This window comes from uncultured Thiodictyon sp., from assembly GCF_903946935.1.
Classification (GTDB): domain Bacteria; phylum Pseudomonadota; class Gammaproteobacteria; order Chromatiales; family Chromatiaceae; genus Thiodictyon.
In genome coordinates this window covers 38,528-60,168 of record NZ_CAJAXH010000196.1, presented here as the reverse complement: position 1 = coordinate 60,168, position 21,641 = coordinate 38,528, and the positions used below count along the sequence as shown (strand labels likewise).

Below are 21,641 nucleotides of genomic sequence, written 5' to 3'. Positions count from 1 at the left end.
CGATGTGTCGAGTGTCCAGCTCACCCATCGGTTGAATCACCGATCAGGGACTGAAAAGTCCTTGGCGAGCTTGGCGCCTTGGCGTGAGACATTCGGAATAGGTCAGCGGCGGGCATAAATGCCGATACCCAACGCCGGCAACCAACGGCGCAGGCCCGGGGTGGTGATGAGCGTACTGAAAATGGCCATCAGCACCAGCATGGTGAAAACCTGCTGGGAAATGACGCCCAAATCGTAGCCGACGTTGATGACGATGAGTTCCATCAGGGCGCGGGTGTTCATCATGATGCCGAGCACCTTGCCCTCCTGATGCGATAGCCCGGCCCAGCGCGCCGCAACATAGCTGCCCCCGAACTTTCCAAGGGTGGCCAGCGCGATCAGCAATAGGCACCAACCCCAAGCGGCAGCCGTGTCCAGACTCCCAACGTTGGTGCGCAGGCCGGTGTAGGTGAAGAAGATAGGCAGGAAGAAGACCATGACGAAATGGCCGATACGCTCCTTCCATGCGGCGATCAGCGCGTGCTCGTCGTACAGGATCGCTCCCATCATGAAACCGCCGAAGATGGCGAAGATGCCGATCTGATAGGTCGCAATCGCCGAGATGAAGATGCCGGCGAGCAGGATACCAAGTAGATTATGGGTGAGCTTGCCACGCCCGGCCTTCTCGCCCGTCGGCGCCGGACCGGTCTGACTGAGGCGGATGAGGCGCTTGAACAGGGGTCGCATGACGAACCACCAAGTCAAGAAGTACCCGGCGACCAGCAACACCTTGAGACCAAAGTCCATGGCGTCAAACTGGGCCAGCGCGAGTGCGGTCACCAGCGCGAGCAGCAGCCAGCCGACCACGTCATTGATCGCCGCGGCACTGATGGCGATCACGCCGATGGGCTGATGGGTGATCTTGAATTCGATCATCATGCGCCCGAGGATGGGCAATGCCGTGATGGAGAAGGCGGTGGCAATAAAGAGCGCCGCGGCGAGCGGATCGACACCGGGTGACAGCAGCGGGGCGGTGGCATACCCGAAGCCGAAGCCGAGGCCGAATGGGGCGAGCATGCTGGCCGTGGCCACATAGGCCACGGCGCGGCGGTGATGCCGGTCCACCAGATGCGCGAAATCGAACTCCAGGCCAATCTGAAACATCAGCAGGATCAAGCCGATCTGCGAAAACATTTGCATTGGCGCCGGCGGGGCCGAGCGAAACACATAGGCGAAGACCGCGGGCGCCAGCAGGCCCAACAGTGAGGGTCCGAGCAGGATGCCGACGATGATCTCCCCCACCGCGGGTGACTGCCGCAGCCGCTGCGCAAACCCCCCGCCTAGGCGGGCGGCCAGAATGATCACGGTGAGTTGCAGCAGGGTGAAGAACAGCAGTGTCTCAGTCTGCGCGAGGGCGGCGCTCCCCCCGGACGCGGTCATATCGCGCCGCCGTTCAGCACCACGGTGGCACGACCGCTCAGAAGCCGCCGTCCACGAGCAGAAATATCGAATTTATATAGCGCACTGCGATCGTCGCCGCCGATGAGTTCCGCCGCGACGCTGAGATCCGCGTCGCCATCATCCAGTCGCGCTACATGCAGTTGCACCTCACGGACGCTTGCCAGATAGCCAACGCGGGGCGACGCATCGGCGCCCGCCAGCAGCGCGCCATGGGCGGCCATCGCCTGGGCGGCATATTCAATGCCGCAGACGGCCCCCAGTCGGCCGTGGGCGCGCAATGGATTATCCAGGTCGCGATGGCTCACCGCCGTACCGCGGATCCCCTGGGGATTCCAGTCATCGATACGCTCCAGCAGGCACATGCTGCCCTGGTGGGGGAGATGGGCCAACAGCCAGGCGCGCTCTAGCGGCATGGCAGTACATCCACGGCCAGGTTGAGCGGGTCCAAATACTCGAGGACCACGCGCTCGGCACGGCCCCGGGCCAGCACCTGCAACAGGGGCAGACCACGCGCCGCTGGGATCTGGAGCCGCAAGGCCTCCAGGTTCGCATTAGCCAACCGGTCACAGGGCGCCTGCGTCAACTGGACTTGTAGCGCTGCCAGTGAGCGAGGCCCGGGTTGCGGCATCAACACCAGGGCTAGACCGAACGCCGCGGGATGGGGTCGCTTGGCGTGCAGCGGCTCCGGGTAAGGTGCCTCGTAGGTCACCAGCAGTGTACCGACGCCATCGACGGCCATCTGGGTGAGCGCCTCCAGCAGACCCGCCCCAAAGCTGCCGTCATAGGCGCAGAGCGCGGTGGCCGGGGTCATGGCGCCGGACGCGATGCCCCAGTAGCCGGCCGCGGCGTTATGCACCGAATTGTGAAAGCGGGTGGGCGAGATGTGGCGATCCGCCGACGCCAACACCCGACAGATGGCATCGCAGTTATCGCCATCCGCTCCGGAGGATGAGAACACGCTGGCCAGCGTTCTGGCATCCACCTGCGCCGCGGCGATGGCCTCTTGCGCCACGGTCAGGGCGACCTTGGCGGCCAGGCCGACGCGGCGGCGCTCGGGTGGGGGAAGCGCCATCGGCGGCGGCACGACGACCGGCTGAGGGGCATAGTCGGCAGCGCCGGCCAGGAGCGGCCGTGCGCTAGCCCACTGGTCCAGGCCCGGACCTAACAGGCCGATGCCGTCGATCCAGGCGTTGAGCTTGCAGGTGGTGGGGGATGCCATGTCAGCCGGCGCGCCCCAACACCAGGCTGCAATTGGTACCGCCGAAGCCGAATGAATTAGTCATCACCCGACGCGGCGCCAGTGTGCGATTGGCGGTCAGATAATGAATGGGAATATTGGGGTCGGGGTTCGGCGTATTGACCCCTCCCGGCAGGAAGGCGTATTGCAGCGCCAGGGCGCTGATGACGGCCTCCAAGGCGCCCGCCGCCCCCAAGGTATGCCCGGTCGCACCCTTGACCGAGCTCGCCGGCGTCCGGTTGCCGAACAGTGCGGCCACCGCCTTGCCCTCGGCGGCATCGTTGCTCGGCGTCGCGGTACCGTGCAGGTTGATATAGTCGATGTCGGCCGCCTGCAAACCCGCCGAGCGCAGCGCGGCGCTCATGGCCAGTTGAGCGCCAAGACCGTCGGGATGGGGTGAGGACATGTGATAGGCGTCACTGGACTCACCGGTGCCGAGCAGCAGCACCGCAGCGGCGTCGAGGCTGTCAACCGGCCGCTCCAACAGGACAAAGGCGGCGGCCTCACCAATGGAGAGGCCCTGCCGGTCAGCAGCAAACGGCCGGCAGGGTGCGGGTGACAGCAACTCCAGCGAATTAAATCCGTACAACGTCGTCAGACACAGCGAGTCCACCCCACCCACGAGAGCGGCGTCGATGACGCCGGCGGCCAGCAGGCGGGCGGCCGAGGCGAATACCTTGGCGCTCGACGAGCAGGCAGTGGAGACGACCATCGCCGGTCCTTCGAGGTGAAAATAATCGCGAATGAAAGCGGCGACCGAATAGGTATTGTGGGTGGTGCGATAGATAAAGTCGTCCGGCAGGGCGCCGGTGTCCGGGTCCCGGCGAGCGTAGGCCAGCTCGGCCTGTAGCATGCCGGCAGTACTGGTGCCGAGCAGAACACCCACCCGCCCTCGGCCATACCGGGCGCTGGCTGCCGCAACGGCGCCGCTGAATCCGTCCTGTTGCAGACCAAGCAAGGCCAGGCGGTTGTTGCGGCATTCGTACTCGGCAAGCTCGGTGGGCAACGCGACAGCGTCCAACGCCGGTACCTCGCCGACGTAGGTTGCCAGGTCGTCTGCACCCTCGAATCCGCACGGGGCAAGACCGCCACGCTGCGCACGCAATGCCGCCAGCGTTGCATCGAGGCCGCAGCCCAGACAACTGCTGGCAGTGAAGTGGGAAAAGCGCACAGGCGTCATAAGGAGGACACTGGCATGCTGAAGGTTGCTCTGATCTAGGCCCCGGCGCCGGACTGCTCGCCCAACCGGGCAATCAGCAGATGGCAGGCAAACCGTCCGACGGCCCGGTAAGGTTCGCAGGTATGGTCGATGAGGCGCCGGCGCAGGGTTTCGGGGCTGAGGGTCATTGAGGGGACATACTCAGGGCGGAACGCAGGGTGATGGGTTTCAGACCGGTGGCCGCCGCCAACTCCAAAACGCGGGGCAGACCGGCCAGGATCACGGGCACACCGGCCAGGGTGCGGGCCGCATGACCGTCATGCAGCAGCAGGATGTCGCCGGGGGCGAGGCGCTGGGTCAAGCGATGGACCACCTCATCCGCGTCCCGGTTGCGGGTGTCATAGCCCCGCCGGGTCCAACTGGCCAGATGCAGGCCATGCCGGGCCAAGATGGGCTCCAGAAAGGGGCTGCGCAGGCCGGCCGGCGGCCGAAAGAAACGCGGCCGCTCCCCGGTGAGGGCGGTCAGGCTGTCCTGACCGGCTGCGATCTCGCGCGCCATGCGGCGCGGCCCGAGCATGGAGAAATGATGAACATGGTGCTGGCTGTGGTTTTCCACGGCATGACCCCGCCGAACGATGTCCCGGCACAGTTCGGGATAGCGTTGCGCCACCGCGCCGATACAGAAAAAGGTGGCGCGGGCATCGTAGCGCCCGAGCAGGTCGAGCACCGCCGGCGTCACCTGCGGGTCGGGGCCGTCATCGATGGTGATCGCGATCGACCGCGGCGCCGTCGCCGACGGTAGTCGCACCCAGTTGGGACCGAGGCTGCGGCTACGCGGCCAGAGGCCCGCCGCGGTCAGGGTCAGGTGGTTGACGGCCAACGCACCTAGACCCCAGGGCCACCATTGCGGTTGCATCGCAAGCCCCCCCAAGACCCCGGCGTGCAGCGCGAAGGTCGCCTGCAAGAGCGGCGTGGGGTGCCATTGGCGGCGGGCATGGGGGCGCGGCAGGACCGTCATGGGCGGCGCGTCAGGATGGCGGAAAAGGCCAGGGCCAGCAGCGCGCCCGGCCCCACGGTGCAGCCGACCGCCTTGAGTACCGGCACGCTGGAAAAGCCCAGAATACCAAAACCGGCCACGGTCGTGCCGACGGCGACCACGAGGGACGCCAGGACCCGCGCAGACATCCCCCCCGCCACCGCCCCCTGGTCGAAGAACAAGGCGTAGTTGGAACCCACCGCCACCACCAGCAACATGCCCACCAAGTGCAAAATGGTCAGTTGCTGACCGGCCAGGACCAGGCCGGCGATGGTCACGGCCACGGCCATCGCCAGCGGGGCGGCGATGCGCAACACCCGACCCGGCGAGCGGGTGGTCACGAAGAGCAGGCCCAGGATGGCGGCCAGGCCGGCCAGCGAGAGCGCGCTGGCCTCGTGCAGATAGCCCGCGTAAAGGTGGTCGGCCGCGCCTTTGAGATCGATAAAATAGACATCTGCCAGTCCGGTCTGGGCCAGCGCCAGCCGCAGGTCCTGCGCGTCGAGGCGCTCGGTGCCCGCGACGCGCAGCGGTAGCAAGGCGGTCCAGCGCCCCCGCGACTGCATCAGCAGGGCATCCACAGCCTCTGCCAGGGACGTGCCCTGGAGGTCGTCCGGGGTCAGGGTCGCCTGGCTGCGCGCCTTCGCCACCTCCGCAAAAAACGGCTCGCAGCAATGCGGTCGCAGGGGCAGTCCGGCAATGGCCGCAGTGAAGCGTCGGCGCAGTTCGGCGTCGGGCGGCAGGCTCAACTGGCGCCGGCGCTGCACCGCCTGGCTGGGCAGATAGGCGGCGGGGCTCTCGAAACCCTGGATGGTCCCGGCGGCTTGCAGCCGCTTCAACGTGACCGCGACCGCTTCACTCGCGGCCAGGGCCGCCTCGCGCTCGGCGGCGCTCACGACCACCAGATAGCGCACGTCCGGGGCGCCCAGGTCGGCGCGCATGGTCATGTCGAGGGCCTGGTCGGCGCCCGACACCGGGCTCAGGGCCGCGAGTTCCCGGTTCCACAGATCGTCATGCTTCGCCAGCAGCACGCCGCCGGCGGCCAGGAACAGGACCAGTACGGGTAGGCGCAGCCGCCCTACCCGCTCGACCCCGGCCTGCAGGCGGCGACCAAAGGCCGTGACATCGCGCACCCGCAGGTCACGCGGCAGGAGGATGGGCAGGACGAAACGGGTCACCAGCGCGGCCGTGACCAAACCGGCGATCGCAAACAGGCCCAACTGGGACAGGCCGGGGAAGCTGGAAAAGAGCAGCGAGGCAAAGCCGATGACGGAGGTCAGCACGCCGATGCGGATCGTCGGCCAGAAGGCCGCGTTCCAGTGGGCCTGGGTCGTGCTGGGGGTCGCGCTGGGGGACGTGCCGGCGGCGCCGCTCGTGCGTTCGGACTGCATGAGCAGGTAGGTGGAATAGTCGACCGCCTCGCCGATGAGCGCGATGCCAAAGCCAAGGGTGAGACCATGCACCATGCCAAACGCCAGACTGACCGCCGCGATGGCGGCCACGGCGCCGGAGAGTACCGGCAACAAGCCCAGCAGCAACGCCATGGGCGAACGATAGACCAGCAGCAGCAGGCCGATGATGATCAGGCTGCCGAGCCCGGAGAGGGCGAGCACCTCGTGTCTGATGGTGGCGCGGGCCGCCACGGAGAAGGGGCCGGGGCCGGTCAGCGCGAGCCGCAGGCCGGGCGCGGACACCGCTGCAAAGGCGGCCCGGATGGTCACGACCGCCATGGACTGTCCGTTTGTGTCCGCCCCTTCGGCACGGGTGCGGGCCAGGAGCAGGGCCCGGTTGCCGTCGCGTGACACCCAGACGCCGTCGGCCGTTGGTGGCCGGTGGCCGCTCCCCATGGCGTCGAGCAGTTGCATGAACTCGCCGGTGGGGTCGCGCGGCAGCAAGGCCTTGCTGAAGAGCCCCGCCGAGGTGGCAAGCAGATCGATGCTGTCGGCGACGCCGGCACGCAGACCCGCCACCGTGAAGCGATCGGCCGTCATGGCCGGGCTCAACAGATAGCGGTTCGCAAGCAGGACCTGGCGGTCGCGTTCCAGGCTCTGGGTCTCGCCATTGGCAATATGCAGAAATTGCCGATCGGCGCGCAGGCGCGCGGCCAGCGCGCGCGAGACCCGGGCCCGGGCCGCACGATCGCCCCCCTCGATGCCAATCAGGATCAGGCGGGAGGTGACGCCGGACTTGAGTTGGTCGATGAGCAGTTGCTGTTCCGCAGTCGGCCTTCCCGGCAAAAAGGCCGACAAGTCAGCCGTGTAGTGTGTCCGCATCGCCACCCATAGACACCCGCCCAGCAATCCCAGCCAGAGGACGATCGCGACCCTGCCGCCTTGCCTCATGGCGAGACGCCCTTCTGCACCCTCATCACCGAACGATCGCCGTCGGTCTGCTGGATCTCGACCGAGCGGACCTCATCGCCGGTGCCCTCCACGCGGATGCGGGCGATCGACCAGCCCACTGCGGCGTCCAGCGGTTTGAGCTCCAGCGCCCAACGCTGCGGACTGCCTTCGAGTTTGAGTCGATAGAGCCGTTCCAATGCCTGGCGGTCGCCGGTCAGGATGGCGCGCAGGCTCTCGACGATCCCTGCCACTTCGGGATAATCCTTGAGTTGCAGCACATGACGCTGGGTCTGGCTCACGACGGTGAGTACCTCGCCATCCAGCGCCAGGGTTTCGACCTTCGGCTTAAGCGTGCGTTTTTCCAGACGGGCGGGTGGGGCGAATAGAAGTTCGCCGGACGACTCGACCGGCAGGTCCAGGATGGCGAGGTATTTCGTCTCGGTGAAGGTGGCTACCCCATCGTGGCGGTTCGCCAGTGTAGCCATGAGTTCGCCGATGGTGAACTGGGCGGCCTGCGCCGACAGACTGCACCCGAGCAAAATACTGTGCAGTATCGCCCTCCTGAACAATCGCTGCATCCCGCGGATCATGCGGCGTCGCGCCCGCTACCCGCGGGTAGGCGCCAAAAATCAAAGAAATTAAACCAGTTGTATGGCGCTTCGCGACAATGCCGCGCCAGACTGGCGGCATAGGCGGCGACCGCCTCACGGATGGCCGCATCGCGTCCGGTGCGCTCGATGCCGGTGAAATCCGCCAGGGGCTCGAAATGAATGCAATAGCGGTTGCCGCCCAGATGCAGGCCAGTCATGAAGAGCACCGGACGCCTGAGGATGGCCGCCAGGCGCATGGGACCGAGAGGAAATGGGGCCGACGACCCAAGAAATTGCACTGGCAGGGTGGGCGCATCGTCCAAGGTCCGATCGGCCAACACCCCCAGCACCATCCCCTCGTCCAGCCGGGCCTGCACCTGGAGCATGGAATCGAGTTGGCCCAGGGGGATGATGTCCTGCACCGCTGTCGGGTTGATGGCGGCCAAGGCGGAATTGATCTTAATGGCATTCTTCTCGTACATCACCATGCCAATCCGTAGCCCCGGGCGCTGCCGACCGACCGCGCGGACCACCTCAAAGCTGCCCGCATGGGCGCCGAGCAAAAAGGCGCCCCGACCGGCGGCCAGCACGGTCTCCAGCGCCGCCGCGCCATGCACCTGGATAGCGAATAGATCGAAGCGCTCATTGAGCAGGTAAATGCGGTCGTGGGTGCAGGAGGCGAAGGTGTGAAAGTGCCAAAACAGTTCGCGCAGACGCGGTGTCCGCCCCAGGGCGCGCCGCAGATAGGCGCGCGAGGCACGGCGGGCGGCCGTGGCAAACAGCAGGAAGTAAAGGCTTACGCCGAACAGCAGGGCGCGCGCGATGCGGCGCCCCAGCCGCAGCGAGATCCACGTCATCACGCGCAGCATGGCCATGTTGCTGCGCTCCGGGCGCCGCACCCACTCGGCCGGGTTGGGAGCGCTCACTGCGCCCCACCGGCCACACCAGTCGCCGCAAAGGCAACGACACCGCTGGCGGCCAAGCGTTCGCCGGCCATGACCTCGAAGCGGAAAACACCCGCTGCCGTCTGGACATAGTTGAGGCTCAAGGGCTCTCCCGGCGTGACCGGGCGCACCAACTTCGCCGACTTGATCTCGCCGACGGCGTCCCCGAGTCCCAGCCGTACCGCCACTGCATGCAGGACCTCATCCAGCAGCACGACGCCCGGCAGGATGGGTTGGCCGGGGAAATGACCGGCATAGGCCGGGTGATCGGCAAGCACCGACAGCGGCAGGCTAACGGCCATGGCGCCCGCACCACCCCGCAAGCTGAAAGTGGCGGGCGCCTTGGCGTGAGCATTGTTTTTTCACGTATCATCGCTTTAGGTCCGTTGTCATTGGCGACCGCACGCGCGCCAGCAGCGCCTGCGCCGCGTGCTCGGGCAACTTGCCGGTGGCATTGCGCGGCAGCTCATCCACGAACAGCAGCGGCCGCGGCAGAAACACCGGATCGATGCGTTGGCGCAGCGCCTGCATGATGTCCGCCGACGTCAACCCCGGTGCCACCACCACGGCCATCAGGCGGCGGATGCCTTCCATGGCGCGATCGTCGCCGTCCAGCGGCGCAATAAAAACGCCGTCCAGCACCCCAGTAATGGCGTTGAGCTGGTAGTTGAGATAACCCAGCGAGGACCTCTTGCCGGCGATGTTGACCAGATCGGCATGGCGGCCGTGCAGCAAAAACCGCGTTGGGTCCGCGTCCACCAGTTCAATGACGTCGCCCAGCGGTGTCGGCGTCGCGACGTGCCCGCCCTCGGCCCAGACCCGCTCCCCCTCGCAACGCAGGCGGATATCGGCGAAGGTCTGCCAGGCGGCGCCACTGGTGGTGCGTCGGGAGGCAATCTGGCCGGTCTCGGTACAGCCGTAAATTTCCACCAAGGGGGCGGCGAAACGGGTCTCGGCCGCGTGCGCCAAGTCGCGCGCCAGGGGCGCGGTGGCCGACAGCAGCAGGTCGGCGGCCGGAACCTTGGCTGACTCCGCCAGCAGGGTGCGCAGGTGGTACGGGGTTGTGACCAGCAGGCGCGGTCGGGGTAGGGACGCCAGCGCCGCGCAGATGTCGGCCGGAAAAAAGGGCCGCGTGGCATGCAGTGCGCCACCGCTCTGCAAGGGCATCAGCACGGTGGATTCCAGTCCATACATGTGCTGGGCCGGCACGGTTGCGACCATGGCGTAGCCGCGGGTGAGACCGAGTCGTTGCGCCTCCGCACGCACGTTGCGCACCAGGCTGCCCCAGCGTTTGAGATGGGGCTCCGGCAGGCCCGTGGAACCGGATGTAAACACCTGCGCGACGACCTGTTCGCCAGCGATGTTGGGGATCGCGAGGTCGGCACCGGAGGTCGGCAGTCGGTCGGGATAGTGGAAAACGGGCAAGTCGACCCCGGGGGCCTCCTGGTCGGCGACGCAAAAGACATCGGGGGCAATGCGCCGCATCTGCCTGACCATTTCCGGGGTGTAGGTGGATGGCAATAGGCTGACCCGGGCGCTGACGATACAGGCCGCCAGGGTCACGGCAAAGCGGTAGCGGTCGCGGCATAGGTTAAGCACGTTGCGCCCGGCGGGCAGCAATCCGGCGACCTGATCGACGTCGCTGAGAAACTGCCGGGCGCTGACCGGCAGGCCGTCGCGCCAGGCCACGCTGGCGTCAGGGCAGCGATGGGCAATCAGCGGCAGTGTCGACATGATTCGGGGTCAAGGCTCATTGTGTCCGGGCCGCCGCGATGTGCTCGGTGAGACTGGCGAGAGAGCCGAAGATTCGGGCATTGTCCGCACTGTCTGTACGCAACTGAAAGCCGAAGCGCTTGGACACGACCAGGGCCACTTCCAGAATGTCGATTGAATCGAGTCCCAGTCCCTCACCGTAAAGGCGGGCCTCGGGTTGAATCGCTTCCGGCTTGATGTCGAGATTGAGGGCGTCGACGATCAGTCGGGCGACCTCGCTTTGCAGTTCACAATGGGCTTCAGTCATGGTGGTTTCGCAGCTACTTGGGATCGCGGCCGCCGCCGCAGGTGCAGCGCCAACCGTCTGCGCCGGCGCGGTGCTGTGGGTTAGTGGCAACCCGATGCGTTCGTATTGTGGGCAACCCAGATCGAACCGTGAGTGCTAGTTTACTCGATAACCAACGCCGCCTAAACTCTCTCGTGCGCGCCCCGCGGCGCGCGATTTTGGCGGCTGCCGGGGCGGATGGCAGCGCTTCATCGGCGCTTCACGTGACTGCTAAGGTTTTGTAAAATAATCGATCATATCGTAAGCATTGCGATGACAAAGGTAGATTTGCAGGGCCCTGCGTTAGGCGGATTATTTCCAGTTTCACGCTAGTGAAATAGGCGGCGCCAGGTTAGTCGGGGCGAGCCTGAGGCCGAACATGCAGCAAATCGGGAAGCGCTGCCGTCGCGCCCCAGGGTGCGGCGGCCCAGCGACCGTTGCAGAATGTCCACACGAGGCAATGCGGCAGCATTCGCGGCCGCCAACGTTCGCTTTGGTGCCGATATGAGAATAACCCTCGTTCACCCGGCTGGATTCAATTTCGTACCCGGGCAGCCGGATTTCTCGCTGCTGGCGAATCGCATGGCGCCGCTCGGCATCCTGCAACTGGCGGCTTACCTGGAGCAGCATGGGCATCCGTGCGCGGTTTACGATTGTCTCGGTCCCGGCGCGCCCGCTTCGCTCGCCGCCAATACCGAGATCATCTTGGCGACGAATCCCAAATTGGTCGGTTTTTCGGCCACCACTTCCAGCTTCATGGCGGCCTTCGAGCTCGCGGCGCGGATCAAGGCAAGCCGTCCTGCGGTCCAAATCGTGTTCGGCAATGTACACGTTTCCGCTATTGGCGGGGAACTGCTGCGCCACTTTCCGGAAATCGATTACCTATGCCTGGGCGAAGGCGAGGGTACGCTGCTGGACTTGGCCGAGCAGCGCGACCTCCGGGAGATCGCGAATCTCTGCTATCGCAGCGGTGAGGATATCGTTGTCAATCCCCGGCGGCAGCGCATCCTCGACCTCGATGACCTGCCGTTTCCCGCTTACGAAAAACTCGCCGGTTTCCCGCGCGGTTATCATCTGCCGTTGTTCTCCTCTATCAAGCGGTACGGCGCGACCATGGTCACGTCCCGCGGCTGCCCTTACACCTGCTCGTTCTGCGACCGCACGGTGTTCGAGCGCTGGTACCGGACGAATTCCGCCGCTTACGTCTACGAGCACATGAAGTACCTGCGCGATCGTTTTGGCGTTCATCACATCAATTTCTATGACGATCTGTTCACGGCACAACGTGAGCGCGTGACCGCGCTGTGCGAACAGCTGATTGCGCAACCGTTGGGCATGAATTTCAACTGCGCCGTGCGCACCGGCCATACGTCGGACGCGCTGTTGCGCCTGCTCCAGCGGGCCGGTGCGGTGATGGTATCCATGGGTATCGAGTCGGCCGCTCCGGGCATGATGGAGCGGCACAAGGCCGGGGTCAGCTTGGACGCGGTCCGCCAGACGGTCGAGCAGATTCATGCCGCGGGGCTAAGGGCGAAGGGGCTATTCATCTTTGGGCTGCCCGGCGAGACCCCGGAGACGATCGCCGCGACCAGCGATTTTATGCTGTCGCTCGGGCTCGATGACATGAATATGAGCAAGTTCAGCCCCCTGTACGGTGCGCCAATCTGGGACGAGTGTGTCGGCGGCGAATCGGGCGAGTTCAACGAGGACTGGCGGCTCATGAACTGTCTCAACTTTGCCTACCTGCCGAAGGGCTTTGCGTCGCGTGCGCAGATGGACGCACTGTATAACACGCTGGTCCGGCGTTTCTATGATAGCAAGGGCTTCCGACGGCGCTTCGCGCGACGCCTTTGGCAACATCGCTGGAGCCTGTGGCAGGTGCTGAAGAATCTCCCCAAGACGATTCAGGCGGCGCGCTATTTCAATCGCAGCAAGGCCGACCTGGAGCGGGTCGGGCCGGTGTTTGCGCCGCATCCACGCCAGCCGCGTGGGCTGACGCCCAGCCTGAGCCCGGAGCTCGTCGCGGATGGGCTCGCCGCGGTCGGGCAGATCGAGGTGTCGCGTCGGCCGGCTGCCTGACCGCAATGGGCCTTACCCGGCCGGTTCGCTGAGGTATCCGCGCAACGCCGCCCCATCCGGATCGATCCCGCGGATCCTCACCTCCATGACCGCCCCAACCGGCGCCGCCGCCGGATGTGCGTCGATGCGCACCGGCAGGTAATTCGGGGTATAGCCGAACAGGTCCCCCGGCTGGCCCGCGCGGGGTTGGCCTTCGCGCAGGACCGCCGTCTGGCGCCCGACCTGCGCGGCGAACGCCTGCTGTTGCAGCCGCTGCGCCAAGGCCTGCAACTCCAGCACCCGCCGCCGCTTGGTGTCTGCGTCTACCTGCCCGGGGAGGCTCGCCGCCCGGGTGCCGGCGCGCGGCGAATAGCTGAAGCAATGGACCTGGCCGAATCCCATGGCGGCGACGAAGGCCAGGGTCTCCTGCCACTCGGGCGCGGTCTCGCCCGGGAAGCCCACGATGATGTCGGTGGTGAGGTTGAGCCCCGGCACCGCGGCCCGTCCCTGTTCGGCCAGACGGGCGAACTCGGCGCTCTTGCAGCGCCTGGCCATGCGCCGCAGCACCGCGTCCGACCCGCTCTGCATCGGCAGGTGCAGGTGGGGCATGAGTCGTGGGTCGGCGAACAGCCCCCAGAATCCCGGCGGCAGGTCCCAGGGCTCCAGCGAGCCCAGGCGGACCCGCGGGATGTCGGTCTCACGCAGCACCGCCCGCACCAGTGCGCCCAGGTCGGCCCCAGTCGCATCGCTGTAACCGCCCAGGTGTACCCCGGTGAGCAGCGCCTCGCGCACCCCGCTGGCGGCGAGCCGCCGGATGGCCTCGACGATCTCCGGGAGCGGCCGGCTGCGTTCCGACCCGCGGGCCAGCGTCGTCACACAGAAGGTGCAGGCATGGCGGCAGCCGTCCTGCACCTTGACGAAGGCACGCTGACGCCCGCGGGCAAAGAGCGGGTTGGCCGACCCAACGATGGCCAGCTCGGGCATGATCGGCAATTCGAGGGCGGCCGCGGCAATCTCCACCAGCCGGTCCTTGTCGCGGTTCTCAACCACCAGGTCCACCCCGGACTCCCGCGCCAGGTCGGCCGCCTCCAGGGAGGCCAGACACCCGCTCACCACCAGGCGTGCCAAAGGGTTGGCGCGGTGTACGCGGCGCAGCCACTGACGCGACTTGCGTGTCGCCTCCGCGGTCACGGCGCAGGTGTTGACGACGATGAGGTCCGCCGGCTCATCGTCCCCGGCGAGCACAAATCCGCGCGCGCGAAAGCCCACGGCCCAGTCCTCCAGCTCGGCCTCGTTCAGGCGGCAGCCCAGCGCCTTGAGCAGGACCCGGGGGCGGACGCTCAGGGGTGGCGTCGTCAGGTGCGTAGGGCCCAGGTGGGCCGGTCCTGGTCGTCGGTCAGCCCGTGCTCGCGCAGCCACCGGCGGGCGTCCTGCGCATCCTGCTCGAACCAGGCCCGCGCCGAGCCGAGCCGGAAGGTGTAGCCCCAGGCGTCCATATCGGCGAACATACGCCCCCGCCCGAAGCCCGGGATGGCGTCCGCCAGCAGGATCTGCAGGTAACACACCCCATTCTCCTCCGGAAAATCGCCGCCCGCGTCGGTGTGCAGTGCCGCGCGCCGCGCGGCGTCCATGCAGATGTAGTGACAGCCCTCGTGCAGCATCGAGTGCAGCGGCGTGTCGGGGCGCAGATAGAGTCGGTTGCCGATCAGACCTGCCTCGGCGTCGCCAAAATAGCTGCCGGGGAGGGCGGCGCCCGGCTCGCACAGTACGATCTCCATGCCGTAGCGCGTCGGCACCGCGCCCGCGTGCAGTGGGTCCAGGTCGGACCAGGTGAGACAGCGTGCGGCGTCGGCACCCGGCGGTACTGGGTGTTCTGAAATGGGCAATGACTGATTAAGCGGCATAGCGTAGCGTGTCGATGGCGACGGTTGAAGGCCGGGGATGTTAACCGCTTTTGCCGCGCCCCTGGCGTGCGAAGTGGCCTTGATCATGAATATTCGTCGCGGCCGGGGGCCGCGCGGGTCGGCACCCCCGGCGTCGATCGTAATCCCGGCCAGCGGCGTGCGTAGTCAGGGCTTCCAGCCCTGACGGTGTCAGGCCAAGATGGCCTGACTACGCATCCGGCGAGCCCAAGTGGCCGGAATGACGATCAAGGCCGCCCCCTCATTATTTCACCAAACCCGCAGAGGTTATCGTGTTTCCCAGTCCCGAGCTCGCCGTCGTCGTCCCGACCTTCAATGCGCGCGGGCAGATCGATCCATTGATCGAGCGGCTCGCCGCCGCCCTGGCGGGGATCGCCTGGGAGGTCGTCGTGGTCGATGACAACTCGCCCGATGGCACGGCCGCGGCGGTGCGCGCGCTCGCCCGGCAGGACCCGCGGGTGCGGGTGGTGCAGCGGATTGGCCGGCGTGGGCTCGCCAGTGCCTGCGTGGAGGGGATGCTGGCCTGCGCCGCGCCCTACCTGGCGGTGCTGGAGTCCGACCAGGCACCGGCCGCGGACCAACTGCCCGCCCTGCTGCGGGCGGTACAGAGCGACGGGCTCGATCTCGCCGTGGGCAGCCGCTATCTGGGCGCCGTGCCGGCCGCGCCAGGGTTGGCCGGCCGGGTCGCGGCCCGCTTGTCCCGGTTGGTGCTGAAGGTCCACCTCACCGATCCCATGAGCGGGGTCTTCGTCCTCACCCGCGAGGTCTTGGACGGGGCGCTGGGCGGACTCTCGGGGATCGGCGTCAAGGTCCTGCCGGACCTCTTTGCCTCCAACCGGCGGCCACTGCGTTTTACCGAAGTCCCTTACGGTGTCCGGCCGACGGGGGCGGGCGGGCGCGACACCAACGCCATCTGGGACTATCTGATGATGTTCCTCGATAAGACCCTGGGCCGCTATGTCCCGATCCGCTTCATCCCCTTCGCGTTGGTCGGCGGGACCGGGGTCTTGGTCCACCTGTTGGTGTTGTGGCTGGTCTATGACCTGGGCGGGTCGGGCTTTGCCACCGCTCAGAGCGCCGCGGCCGCCGTGGCCATGACCTTCAATTTCTTTATCAATAACGCCTTCACCTACCGCGATCGGCAGTTGCGCGGGTGGGGTCTGCTGCGCGGCTGGTTCTCCTACACCCTGGCCTGCTCACTGGGTGTCATCGCCAATGTCGGGATCGCCACCTATGCCTTCGAGACCCACTTGGTCGGCGCGACCGCCTGGGTCCTCTCGGCCGTCGCCGGGATCCTCGTCGGGGCGGTGTGGAACTATGCCGTCACCTCCGTGTATACCTGGAACAAGGTGCGGGGCGACTGAGCGGATTTTCATATTGCTACAGGATCTTAGGTTTTTTCGGCCGGGGCGGCGTCGAGCGGCCCGGCGGGGTCGCCCGCACTTGCGGCAGGGCGGTCGTTCTTGTGATAATCGGCGATGTCGAGAGCCCCAACGCTATTGTTTCAGTGGCGTTGGTGCGGCGGGCGAGGGCGCCGGCAGCTAGGACCATAAACTTTCAGGAGGTCCCCCGAATCGATGGGGGCTAAAACGATACGCCATGAATGACACGTTGAGTAGAATCAAGGCAGAGGCACAGCGTCGGCAGGCCGCCGCGGCCCGCGGTAAGGACTCGGCGCAGGAGTTGGCGCAGCGGCGACAGGCGGCGGCGGCGCCGCTGTTTAAGGCGTTTGCCGATGTCGAGGGCAGCTTTGTCCGGATCGATGTGCTCAAAGAAATCTGGCCGGACGACTATCTGCGCCGGCCCGATCGCGCGCGGGGACTGGTCGCCGGGGTGCTGGGCGGGGAGCGTTACCCCTGCGGCCTCACCCTGCACATCCCCGGCGGTCAGGCCTCCTATGCGGTGGAATTGACCTGGGACGGCAAGATCCTGTATGTCAGCTCGCGCCAGACCAGGACCGCGCAACCGCAATCCTGGCAGTTCGATCGGCCGGAGCCCTGGCTCGATGCCTTTTATCACACCATGGCGACGCTGCTGGAGCTTTGAACCCTCCCGCGACGGGGCTTGATATCTTGTCTCGGTGGCCAAAGTCACGACTCCGTGTCCGCGGCCGGGCTCCCCGCGAGCCAAGGCGCCTGCCATCGCCGCGACGGCCCGCTCGCGGTGCGGGGGCCGGGCCGCCGCTCGATGACTGCTAAGCGGCTTGTCAGGGCCGCGAGATGCTGACTTTTAGTGCGGAAAACCGAAGCCGTTCAACCATCATCAGGAGATGACGCTGCCATGACAAGTGAAACAGTCCGTTCTCAGGCTCAGTGGCGTCATCGGGCCTCATGGCTCGCGGTAAGCGCCCTGCTCGGCGCCCCGGGTCTCGCGACGGCCACCGGCCCGACCGTTACCGGGACGGATGCGGCGACATCCCCGCTCTCGTCATTGCCGACGGTCAACGTCCCCCGCGGCATCGCCACTGGCGTGTTCACGGGCGGGGGCGCGGCCGATTTGGTCAGCGTCGATCCTAGCGCGAATACGGTGGAGGTGTGGCTCGGCAATGGCGATGGGACCTTCGTCGTCCCCACACCGGGGGCGGGGACGCTGATCACCCTGCCATTCGGGCTCGGCCCCTACCATGTGGCGACCGGCCAGCTTCGCGTGGCCTTCCCTCTCCCCGCCCCCCCCGCCCCCCCAACTCCTGACCCGCGAGTTGACATCGTGACCGTCAACCAAACCAACAGCACAGTCAGCGTGCTCTTAGGCAACGGCAACGGGACCTTCGAGGTCCCGGTCGCCTACGGCCTTACCGACGGTGTAACCGCGGCCACCGGCCCGCGCGGGGTGGCGCTGGGCGATGTCACCGGCGATGGCATACTGGACATCGTGACGGCCAATTTTGCGTCGAACAGCGTCACCGTATTGGAGGGTAACGGTGACGGCACCTTCAAGACCCCGGTCGCGTCGCGTATCCTTGCGGTGGACACAGGCCCGGTCTCGGTGGCGCTCGCCCATGCCCATAGCACGACCGTGCTCGACATCGTCACCGCCAACCAATCCGCGAACTCGATCAGTGTGTTGACGAATGACGGCGCCGGTAACTTTGCCGCTCAAGTCCCCTACCCGGTCCCCGGCACCGCGCCGGTGGAACTGGCGGTGGGGCGCTTTAATACGGCCAATAGCCTCGACGATGTCGTCACCGCCAACTATTCGACCAGCGATGTCAGCATCATGACGAACGACGGCAGCGGTGCCTTTGCGTCCACTGCGCAACCGTTCGTTAATTTGCTGCCCGTCGCGGTGACGGTCGGCGATCTCAACGGCGACACCCTGCCCGACATCGCCGTGGCGGTCACGGCCGGTCTCGGCGGCCCTGGCGTGACGGTGTTGAACGGCAATGGCGACGGCTCATTTGAGGCCGCCGGAGCGACGATTGGGATTGGCCCCGCCGGGAGCAGCGTGAACGATCTCGCCGTGGCCGATCTCGACGCGGACGGCAAGGTCGACCTCTTGGCCAGCGATCTCAACCAATTTCTCTATGTCTGGTTGAACACCACGCCACTGTCGTTGACCTTCATCGGCGACACCATGCATATCACCCCGCAGGCGCGCAACAGCGGTGCCATCGGCGATCCACCGGATTTTGGTAATACTCAGTATTATACCATCCATTATACCTCCGCGGATAACCAATTCGGCACCATCGGCTGGGGCATCTGGGCCAAGGGGTGGCCCTCCGATCCCGCGCATCTCAACGTCGATATGCCAGCAACCCTGACCGCTGCCGCTTGCGTGAATAAGGGCGCCACCACCACGGTGTGTTATCGGCCCCGCGGTGTCGAAATCAAGGGTCCCACGCACTATTATCGAATCTTCGCGAAGGGCGACGCCGGCGGATGGACGCCGCCGAGTAGTACCCAGAGCTATACCCGGCCCTGATGCCCATCGTGTCAAAGACCGTCAGTGAGGGTTCTCGGTGCGGCGGCGGGTCGCCACCGTCGGCGCGCCCCTGGCGCGACTTTCGCGGCCTGACCCTGATCGAACTGATCGTCACCCTTTCAATCGTATTGATTCTGACCGTGGTGGCGATCCCCAGTTTCATCAACATGATCCGGGGTAACCGTCTGGCGACCCAGTTCAACGAACTGGTCGGCGATATCAATCTGGCGCGTAGCGAGGCGGTCAAACGCGGTCGGGACGTCAAGGTCTGTAAGAAAGGTGGTAACGGTGCCTGCGGGGGTGGCTGCTGGAAGAATGGCTGGACCGTGTTTGTCGACGCCGACAACAGCTCGACGGTCAATACCGGCGATATCGTCATCCGCCAGCATGGGCCATTCGAGGGCGCCCCCATGGTGGTGGATAACGGCATGGGATTTCTGGTCTATGGGTCCGATGGCGTGGCGTACAAGAATGCTTTCGGCGCTACAAACCGAACCTCGACCGTGTCTTACAGGCTTGAAATGTATGATAAAGTCTGCAATAAATCGGAGATCGGCGGGAGCCTCCAGCGTCTGACGATCGGCAACACCGGGTACGCCCATGTGTGCAGAAAGGGCGATACCTTTGCCAATTGTACGCCGGACACGAACTGCCTGGCCATCGACAGTCTTTCACCGTGTTTCTGAGTCGTCGAGTATCGCCATGGCCGCCTTCAAGATGAGCAACGAATCCGGTTTCACCCTGGTCGAGGTGCTGGTGACCCTGGTGGTGCTGGCGGTGGGCCTGCTGGGGCTCTCCGCACTGCTCTCCACCGGCATGCGCTTTGGCACCAGCGCGGTCTATCGCTCGCAAGCCACCAACCTGGCCTATTTCATCATCGATTGCATGCAGGCGAACCGCGCGGCGGCACTCGCGGGCGCCTATGATGACAGCGGTATGCCGACCGCCGTGAGCTGTCCACAGACCGTGAGTGCGCTGGCGACCGCCAGTATTGCCGCCCAAGACCGCGACCTGTGGCGTAAGGCCTTGGGCTGTGGGCTTCCCCAGGGCACGGGTGAGATTACCCGCAACGGCACGACATTCACCGTCACCGTGCAGTGGGACGATTCGCGCGGTGAGCAGCCCGTGCAGCAATTTACCACGGTGACCGGGCTATGAATAGGAACCCAAGTCAGTGGCGGCGTGTAGACTTGATTGCAGTCGCGGCCGGCTTCTCGCTGGTGGAGGTCATGGTGGCCCTGACCCTGGGGGTCTTCCTGACCCTGGGGGTGATTAAGATCGTGAGCGTCAGCAAAGGGATTTATCTGTCCAATGCCGCCATCGCGCGGATGCAGGAGAACGGCCGCTATGCCTTGGGTATCGTGACACGCAATATTCGCATGGCCGGCTTTACCGGGTGTTCGCGGGAGCAGCCAATCACAAATCTTTTAAATAATTCTTCAACGGTTTGGTGGGAAAATTTTGCAACGAGCGCCACTGCCGCATCGGGGGTCTCTATCAGGGGCTACGATGGCACACAAGACTTTCCGTCAACGGATTGCCTCCCTGATGTCCAATTCACTACCGTGACCGGCGGTAAGCGGATCGGCGCTACCGATGCCCTGATTGCGCTCGGCGGCGACGGCGGCTACCCCGTCAAAGTTAACGGCTCCACCTCACTCATCTTATCTTCGATCACCAAACCCTCTGGGGCGACCCTGAAGCCATACGATCTGCTCATTGCCTGCGATACCTCGAATGTGTCGCTCTTCCAGGCCACATCGGTTTCGACCACTGCCCCAAATTATACTGTCGGGCACACGCGCCTGACGACGACGTGCTCCGGACAGACGTGCCCCCCCGGACAGACGTGCCCCGGAAATAGCGACGCTACCCTGAGCGTCAGTAGCTCGGCCCCCGCCGCTCAAATCGGTCTGCGCGATTATATTCCCACCGCCTTCTATATCGGCAACAGTGCCACCTGCGGCACCGGCGCCTGCGCCTTGCCCCATTCATTGTACCAATTGCAATTTATCCTCGGCGCCATGGTGGCACAGGAGGTGACTGAGGGGGTCCAGGATATGCAAATTTTCTATGGCGAGGATGACCCCATCGTCAACGACCCCTTGGGTACCGGACTCCCGGACGGTGTGGTCGACATCTATCGCGATGCGACTTCGGTAGTCAATTGGAACAACGTGCTGGCGGTGCGCATTTCACTCCTGATGGCGACGCTCGAGGACAATATCGTGCCGCAACCCCAAAGCTATCAATGGCCGGCCGATACCGGCGACGCCGCCAAGTTCGGCCGGACCAGTACCGCGACCGACCGGCGTTATTATCAGGTCTTCGCCACCACCGTAGGCATTCGTAACCGCTTGACGGGGGGCTAGCGACATGACCGACTCACGGGGTGCGGTGCTGGTGATCTCGCTGGTGCTCCTGCTGGCACTGAGCCTGATCGGGGTCTCGGCCATGCAAAGTGCCACGCAAGAAGAGCACATCGCCGGCAATTTCAATCAGCGCAATATCGTCTTTCAAGCCGCCGAGGGGGCGTTGCGCGCGGGCGAGCGTTATGTGTCTTCGACCACGCCGCCGACGACCGTCGCGCAGGTCACCACTGGCACCAACGATCTTGTAACTTATTGGCAGAACGTCTTCGGCTGGAGCGACACCGGTACCAGCGTGAGCCTTGGAGGCAATGTCCAGGCGAGCTATGTGGTCGAGCTCATGGCCGGCACCTGCCCGTCCAGTGGGACGAGCGGGGGCGACCTGGGCATCAAACCGAAGGATCCCAGTCAGTCCGCCACCTTGTACCGGGTGACCGCCCGCGGTATCGTGGCGGCGACCGATGCCGTCGCCATCCTGCAATCGCTCTATTGCCATTGATCGTTCCAACGGGTAAACGCGATGAACACTTGCGGAATTATCTGAACTTCATCCTGCAGACCATCTACGAGCCTTAGATTCAAGGG

At 65.5% G+C, this 21,641-nt stretch carries 22 protein-coding genes; 8 read left to right on the top strand and 14 right to left on the bottom strand.

Annotation, left to right across the window (positions count from 1 at the left end):
- Positions 1-102: 102 nt before the first annotated feature.
- The 12 genes from QZX93_RS16465 to QZX93_RS16410 form a co-directional block, all read right to left on the bottom strand.
- Complete coding sequence (locus QZX93_RS16465) at positions 103-1,419, bottom strand: cation:proton antiporter (RefSeq protein ID WP_295385371.1); 1,317 nt, start codon at positions 1,417-1,419, stop codon at positions 103-105.
- Positions 1,416-1,853 carry a 3-hydroxylacyl-ACP dehydratase gene (locus QZX93_RS16460; RefSeq protein ID WP_295385373.1) on the bottom strand — a complete coding sequence of 146 codons (438 nt, stop codon included), beginning with the start codon at positions 1,851-1,853 and terminating at the stop codon, positions 1,416-1,418. The genes QZX93_RS16465 and QZX93_RS16460 overlap by 4 nt, the downstream gene beginning before the upstream one ends.
- Positions 1,844-2,659, bottom strand: coding sequence for a beta-ketoacyl synthase chain length factor (locus tag QZX93_RS16455; RefSeq protein ID WP_295385375.1), 816 nt, complete (start codon positions 2,657-2,659; stop codon positions 1,844-1,846). The genes QZX93_RS16460 and QZX93_RS16455 overlap by 10 nt, the downstream gene beginning before the upstream one ends.
- Position 2,660: 1 nt before the next feature.
- The gene (locus QZX93_RS16450) at positions 2,661-3,857 is read right to left on the bottom strand and encodes a beta-ketoacyl-[acyl-carrier-protein] synthase family protein (RefSeq protein WP_295385378.1); all 1,197 of its coding nucleotides are present in this window, start codon (positions 3,855-3,857) and stop codon (positions 2,661-2,663) included.
- Between the two features lie 35 nt (positions 3,858-3,892).
- Positions 3,893-4,024: a hypothetical protein gene (locus QZX93_RS16445; protein WP_295385380.1), complete on the bottom strand. Its 132-nt coding sequence runs from the start codon at positions 4,022-4,024 to the stop codon at positions 3,893-3,895.
- Positions 4,021-4,854, bottom strand: a complete 834-nt coding sequence (locus QZX93_RS16440) for a polysaccharide deacetylase family protein (protein ID WP_295385382.1) — start codon at positions 4,852-4,854, stop codon at positions 4,021-4,023. Before QZX93_RS16440 ends, QZX93_RS16445 begins: the two co-directional genes overlap by 4 nt.
- Positions 4,851-7,211: an MMPL family transporter gene (locus QZX93_RS16435; RefSeq protein ID WP_295385384.1), complete on the bottom strand. Its 2,361-nt coding sequence runs from the start codon at positions 7,209-7,211 to the stop codon at positions 4,851-4,853. Before QZX93_RS16435 ends, QZX93_RS16440 begins: the two co-directional genes overlap by 4 nt.
- Complete coding sequence (locus QZX93_RS16430) at positions 7,208-7,789, bottom strand: LolA-related protein (RefSeq protein WP_295385389.1); 582 nt, start codon at positions 7,787-7,789, stop codon at positions 7,208-7,210. Before QZX93_RS16430 ends, QZX93_RS16435 begins: the two co-directional genes overlap by 4 nt.
- An 8-nt stretch (positions 7,790-7,797) precedes the next feature.
- The gene (locus QZX93_RS16425; RefSeq protein ID WP_295385391.1) at positions 7,798-8,727 is read right to left on the bottom strand and encodes an acyl-CoA synthetase; all 930 of its coding nucleotides are present in this window, start codon (positions 8,725-8,727) and stop codon (positions 7,798-7,800) included.
- Positions 8,724-9,047 (bottom strand): hypothetical protein, encoded by a 324-nt coding sequence (locus QZX93_RS16420; protein WP_295385393.1) that lies wholly within the window; start codon positions 9,045-9,047, stop codon positions 8,724-8,726. Before QZX93_RS16420 ends, QZX93_RS16425 begins: the two co-directional genes overlap by 4 nt.
- A 67-nt stretch (positions 9,048-9,114) precedes the next feature.
- The gene (locus QZX93_RS16415) at positions 9,115-10,479 is read right to left on the bottom strand and encodes an AMP-binding protein (RefSeq protein ID WP_295385395.1); all 1,365 of its coding nucleotides are present in this window, start codon (positions 10,477-10,479) and stop codon (positions 9,115-9,117) included.
- Between the two features lie 16 nt (positions 10,480-10,495).
- Entirely contained in the window at positions 10,496-10,765 is a 270-nt protein-coding gene (locus QZX93_RS16410; RefSeq protein ID WP_295385397.1) for a phosphopantetheine-binding protein, read from the bottom strand.
- 600 nt (positions 10,766-11,365) lie between these two features.
- On the opposite strand from QZX93_RS16410, the gene QZX93_RS16405 reads away from it, so the two are divergent.
- Positions 11,366-12,862 carry a radical SAM protein gene (locus QZX93_RS16405; RefSeq protein ID WP_295385399.1) on the top strand — a complete coding sequence of 499 codons (1,497 nt, stop codon included), beginning with the start codon at positions 11,366-11,368 and terminating at the stop codon, positions 12,860-12,862.
- A 12-nt stretch (positions 12,863-12,874) separates the two neighbouring features.
- Here QZX93_RS16405 and mtaB read toward each other — a convergent pair whose 3' ends face one another.
- Both mtaB and QZX93_RS16395 read right to left on the bottom strand, forming a co-directional pair.
- A complete protein-coding gene (gene mtaB, locus QZX93_RS16400) occupies positions 12,875-14,185 on the bottom strand; it encodes a tRNA (N(6)-L-threonylcarbamoyladenosine(37)-C(2))-methylthiotransferase MtaB (RefSeq protein ID WP_295385458.1) in 1,311 nt (436 codons plus the stop codon).
- A gap of 11 nt (positions 14,186-14,196) precedes the next feature.
- Complete coding sequence (locus QZX93_RS16395; RefSeq protein WP_295385460.1) at positions 14,197-14,619, bottom strand: hypothetical protein; 423 nt, start codon at positions 14,617-14,619, stop codon at positions 14,197-14,199.
- A gap of 416 nt (positions 14,620-15,035) precedes the next feature.
- Between QZX93_RS16395 and QZX93_RS16390 the strand changes: the two genes are divergently transcribed.
- From QZX93_RS16390 to QZX93_RS16360, 7 genes are all read left to right on the top strand, one after another.
- The gene (locus tag QZX93_RS16390; protein WP_295385401.1) at positions 15,036-16,127 is read left to right on the top strand and encodes a glycosyltransferase; all 1,092 of its coding nucleotides are present in this window, start codon (positions 15,036-15,038) and stop codon (positions 16,125-16,127) included.
- Between the two features lie 235 nt (positions 16,128-16,362).
- Positions 16,363-16,809, top strand: a complete 447-nt coding sequence (locus QZX93_RS16385; RefSeq protein WP_295385403.1) for a hypothetical protein — start codon at positions 16,363-16,365, stop codon at positions 16,807-16,809.
- Between the two features lie 234 nt (positions 16,810-17,043).
- Positions 17,044-18,687, top strand: a complete 1,644-nt coding sequence (locus tag QZX93_RS16380; RefSeq protein ID WP_295385405.1) for a VCBS repeat-containing protein — start codon at positions 17,044-17,046, stop codon at positions 18,685-18,687.
- Between the two features lie 8 nt (positions 18,688-18,695).
- The gene (locus tag QZX93_RS16375) at positions 18,696-19,373 is read left to right on the top strand and encodes a GspH/FimT family pseudopilin (RefSeq protein ID WP_295385408.1); all 678 of its coding nucleotides are present in this window, start codon (positions 18,696-18,698) and stop codon (positions 19,371-19,373) included.
- A 16-nt stretch (positions 19,374-19,389) separates the two neighbouring features.
- A complete protein-coding gene (gene pilV, locus QZX93_RS16370) occupies positions 19,390-19,845 on the top strand; it encodes a type IV pilus modification protein PilV (RefSeq protein WP_295385410.1) in 456 nt (151 codons plus the stop codon).
- 71 nt (positions 19,846-19,916) lie between these two features.
- Positions 19,917-21,059 carry a PilW family protein gene (locus QZX93_RS16365; protein WP_295385412.1) on the top strand — a complete coding sequence of 381 codons (1,143 nt, stop codon included), beginning with the start codon at positions 19,917-19,919 and terminating at the stop codon, positions 21,057-21,059.
- 4 nt (positions 21,060-21,063) lie between these two features.
- On the top strand, positions 21,064-21,555 hold the full coding sequence (locus tag QZX93_RS16360; protein WP_295385414.1) for a PilX N-terminal domain-containing pilus assembly protein: 492 nt from the start codon (positions 21,064-21,066) through the stop codon (positions 21,553-21,555).
- Positions 21,556-21,641 lie beyond the last annotated feature (86 nt).

Coding starts and splice junctions, on each gene's coding strand:
- QZX93_RS16420 (WP_295385393.1), bottom strand. CDS start 9,047: ATGGCCGTTAGCCTGCCGCTGTCGGTGCTTGCCGATCACCCGGCCTAT.
- pilV (WP_295385410.1), top strand. CDS start 19,390: ATGGCCGCCTTCAAGATGAGCAACGAATCCGGTTTCACCCTGGTCGAG.
- QZX93_RS16365 (WP_295385412.1), top strand. CDS start 19,917: ATGGTGGCCCTGACCCTGGGGGTCTTCCTGACCCTGGGGGTGATTAAG.
- QZX93_RS16455 (WP_295385375.1), bottom strand. CDS start 2,659: ATGGCATCCCCCACCACCTGCAAGCTCAACGCCTGGATCGACGGCATC.
- QZX93_RS16410 (WP_295385397.1), bottom strand. CDS start 10,765: ATGACTGAAGCCCATTGTGAACTGCAAAGCGAGGTCGCCCGACTGATC.
- QZX93_RS16440 (WP_295385382.1), bottom strand. CDS start 4,854: ATGACGGTCCTGCCGCGCCCCCATGCCCGCCGCCAATGGCACCCCACG.
- QZX93_RS16445 (WP_295385380.1), bottom strand. CDS start 4,024: ATGACCCTCAGCCCCGAAACCCTGCGCCGGCGCCTCATCGACCATACC.
- QZX93_RS16405 (WP_295385399.1), top strand. CDS start 11,366: ATGGCGCCGCTCGGCATCCTGCAACTGGCGGCTTACCTGGAGCAGCAT.
- QZX93_RS16460 (WP_295385373.1), bottom strand. CDS start 1,853: ATGCCGCTAGAGCGCGCCTGGCTGTTGGCCCATCTCCCCCACCAGGGC.
- QZX93_RS16385 (WP_295385403.1), top strand. CDS start 16,363: ATGAATGACACGTTGAGTAGAATCAAGGCAGAGGCACAGCGTCGGCAG.
- QZX93_RS16430 (WP_295385389.1), bottom strand. CDS start 7,789: ATGCAGCGATTGTTCAGGAGGGCGATACTGCACAGTATTTTGCTCGGG.
- QZX93_RS16435 (WP_295385384.1), bottom strand. CDS start 7,211: ATGAGGCAAGGCGGCAGGGTCGCGATCGTCCTCTGGCTGGGATTGCTG.
- QZX93_RS16450 (WP_295385378.1), bottom strand. CDS start 3,857: ATGACGCCTGTGCGCTTTTCCCACTTCACTGCCAGCAGTTGTCTGGGC.
- QZX93_RS16380 (WP_295385405.1), top strand. CDS start 17,044: ATGACAAGTGAAACAGTCCGTTCTCAGGCTCAGTGGCGTCATCGGGCC.
- QZX93_RS16465 (WP_295385371.1), bottom strand. CDS start 1,419: ATGACCGCGTCCGGGGGGAGCGCCGCCCTCGCGCAGACTGAGACACTG.
- QZX93_RS16395 (WP_295385460.1), bottom strand. CDS start 14,619: ATGGAGATCGTACTGTGCGAGCCGGGCGCCGCCCTCCCCGGCAGCTAT.
- QZX93_RS16415 (WP_295385395.1), bottom strand. CDS start 10,479: ATGTCGACACTGCCGCTGATTGCCCATCGCTGCCCTGACGCCAGCGTG.
- QZX93_RS16360 (WP_295385414.1), top strand. CDS start 21,064: ATGACCGACTCACGGGGTGCGGTGCTGGTGATCTCGCTGGTGCTCCTG.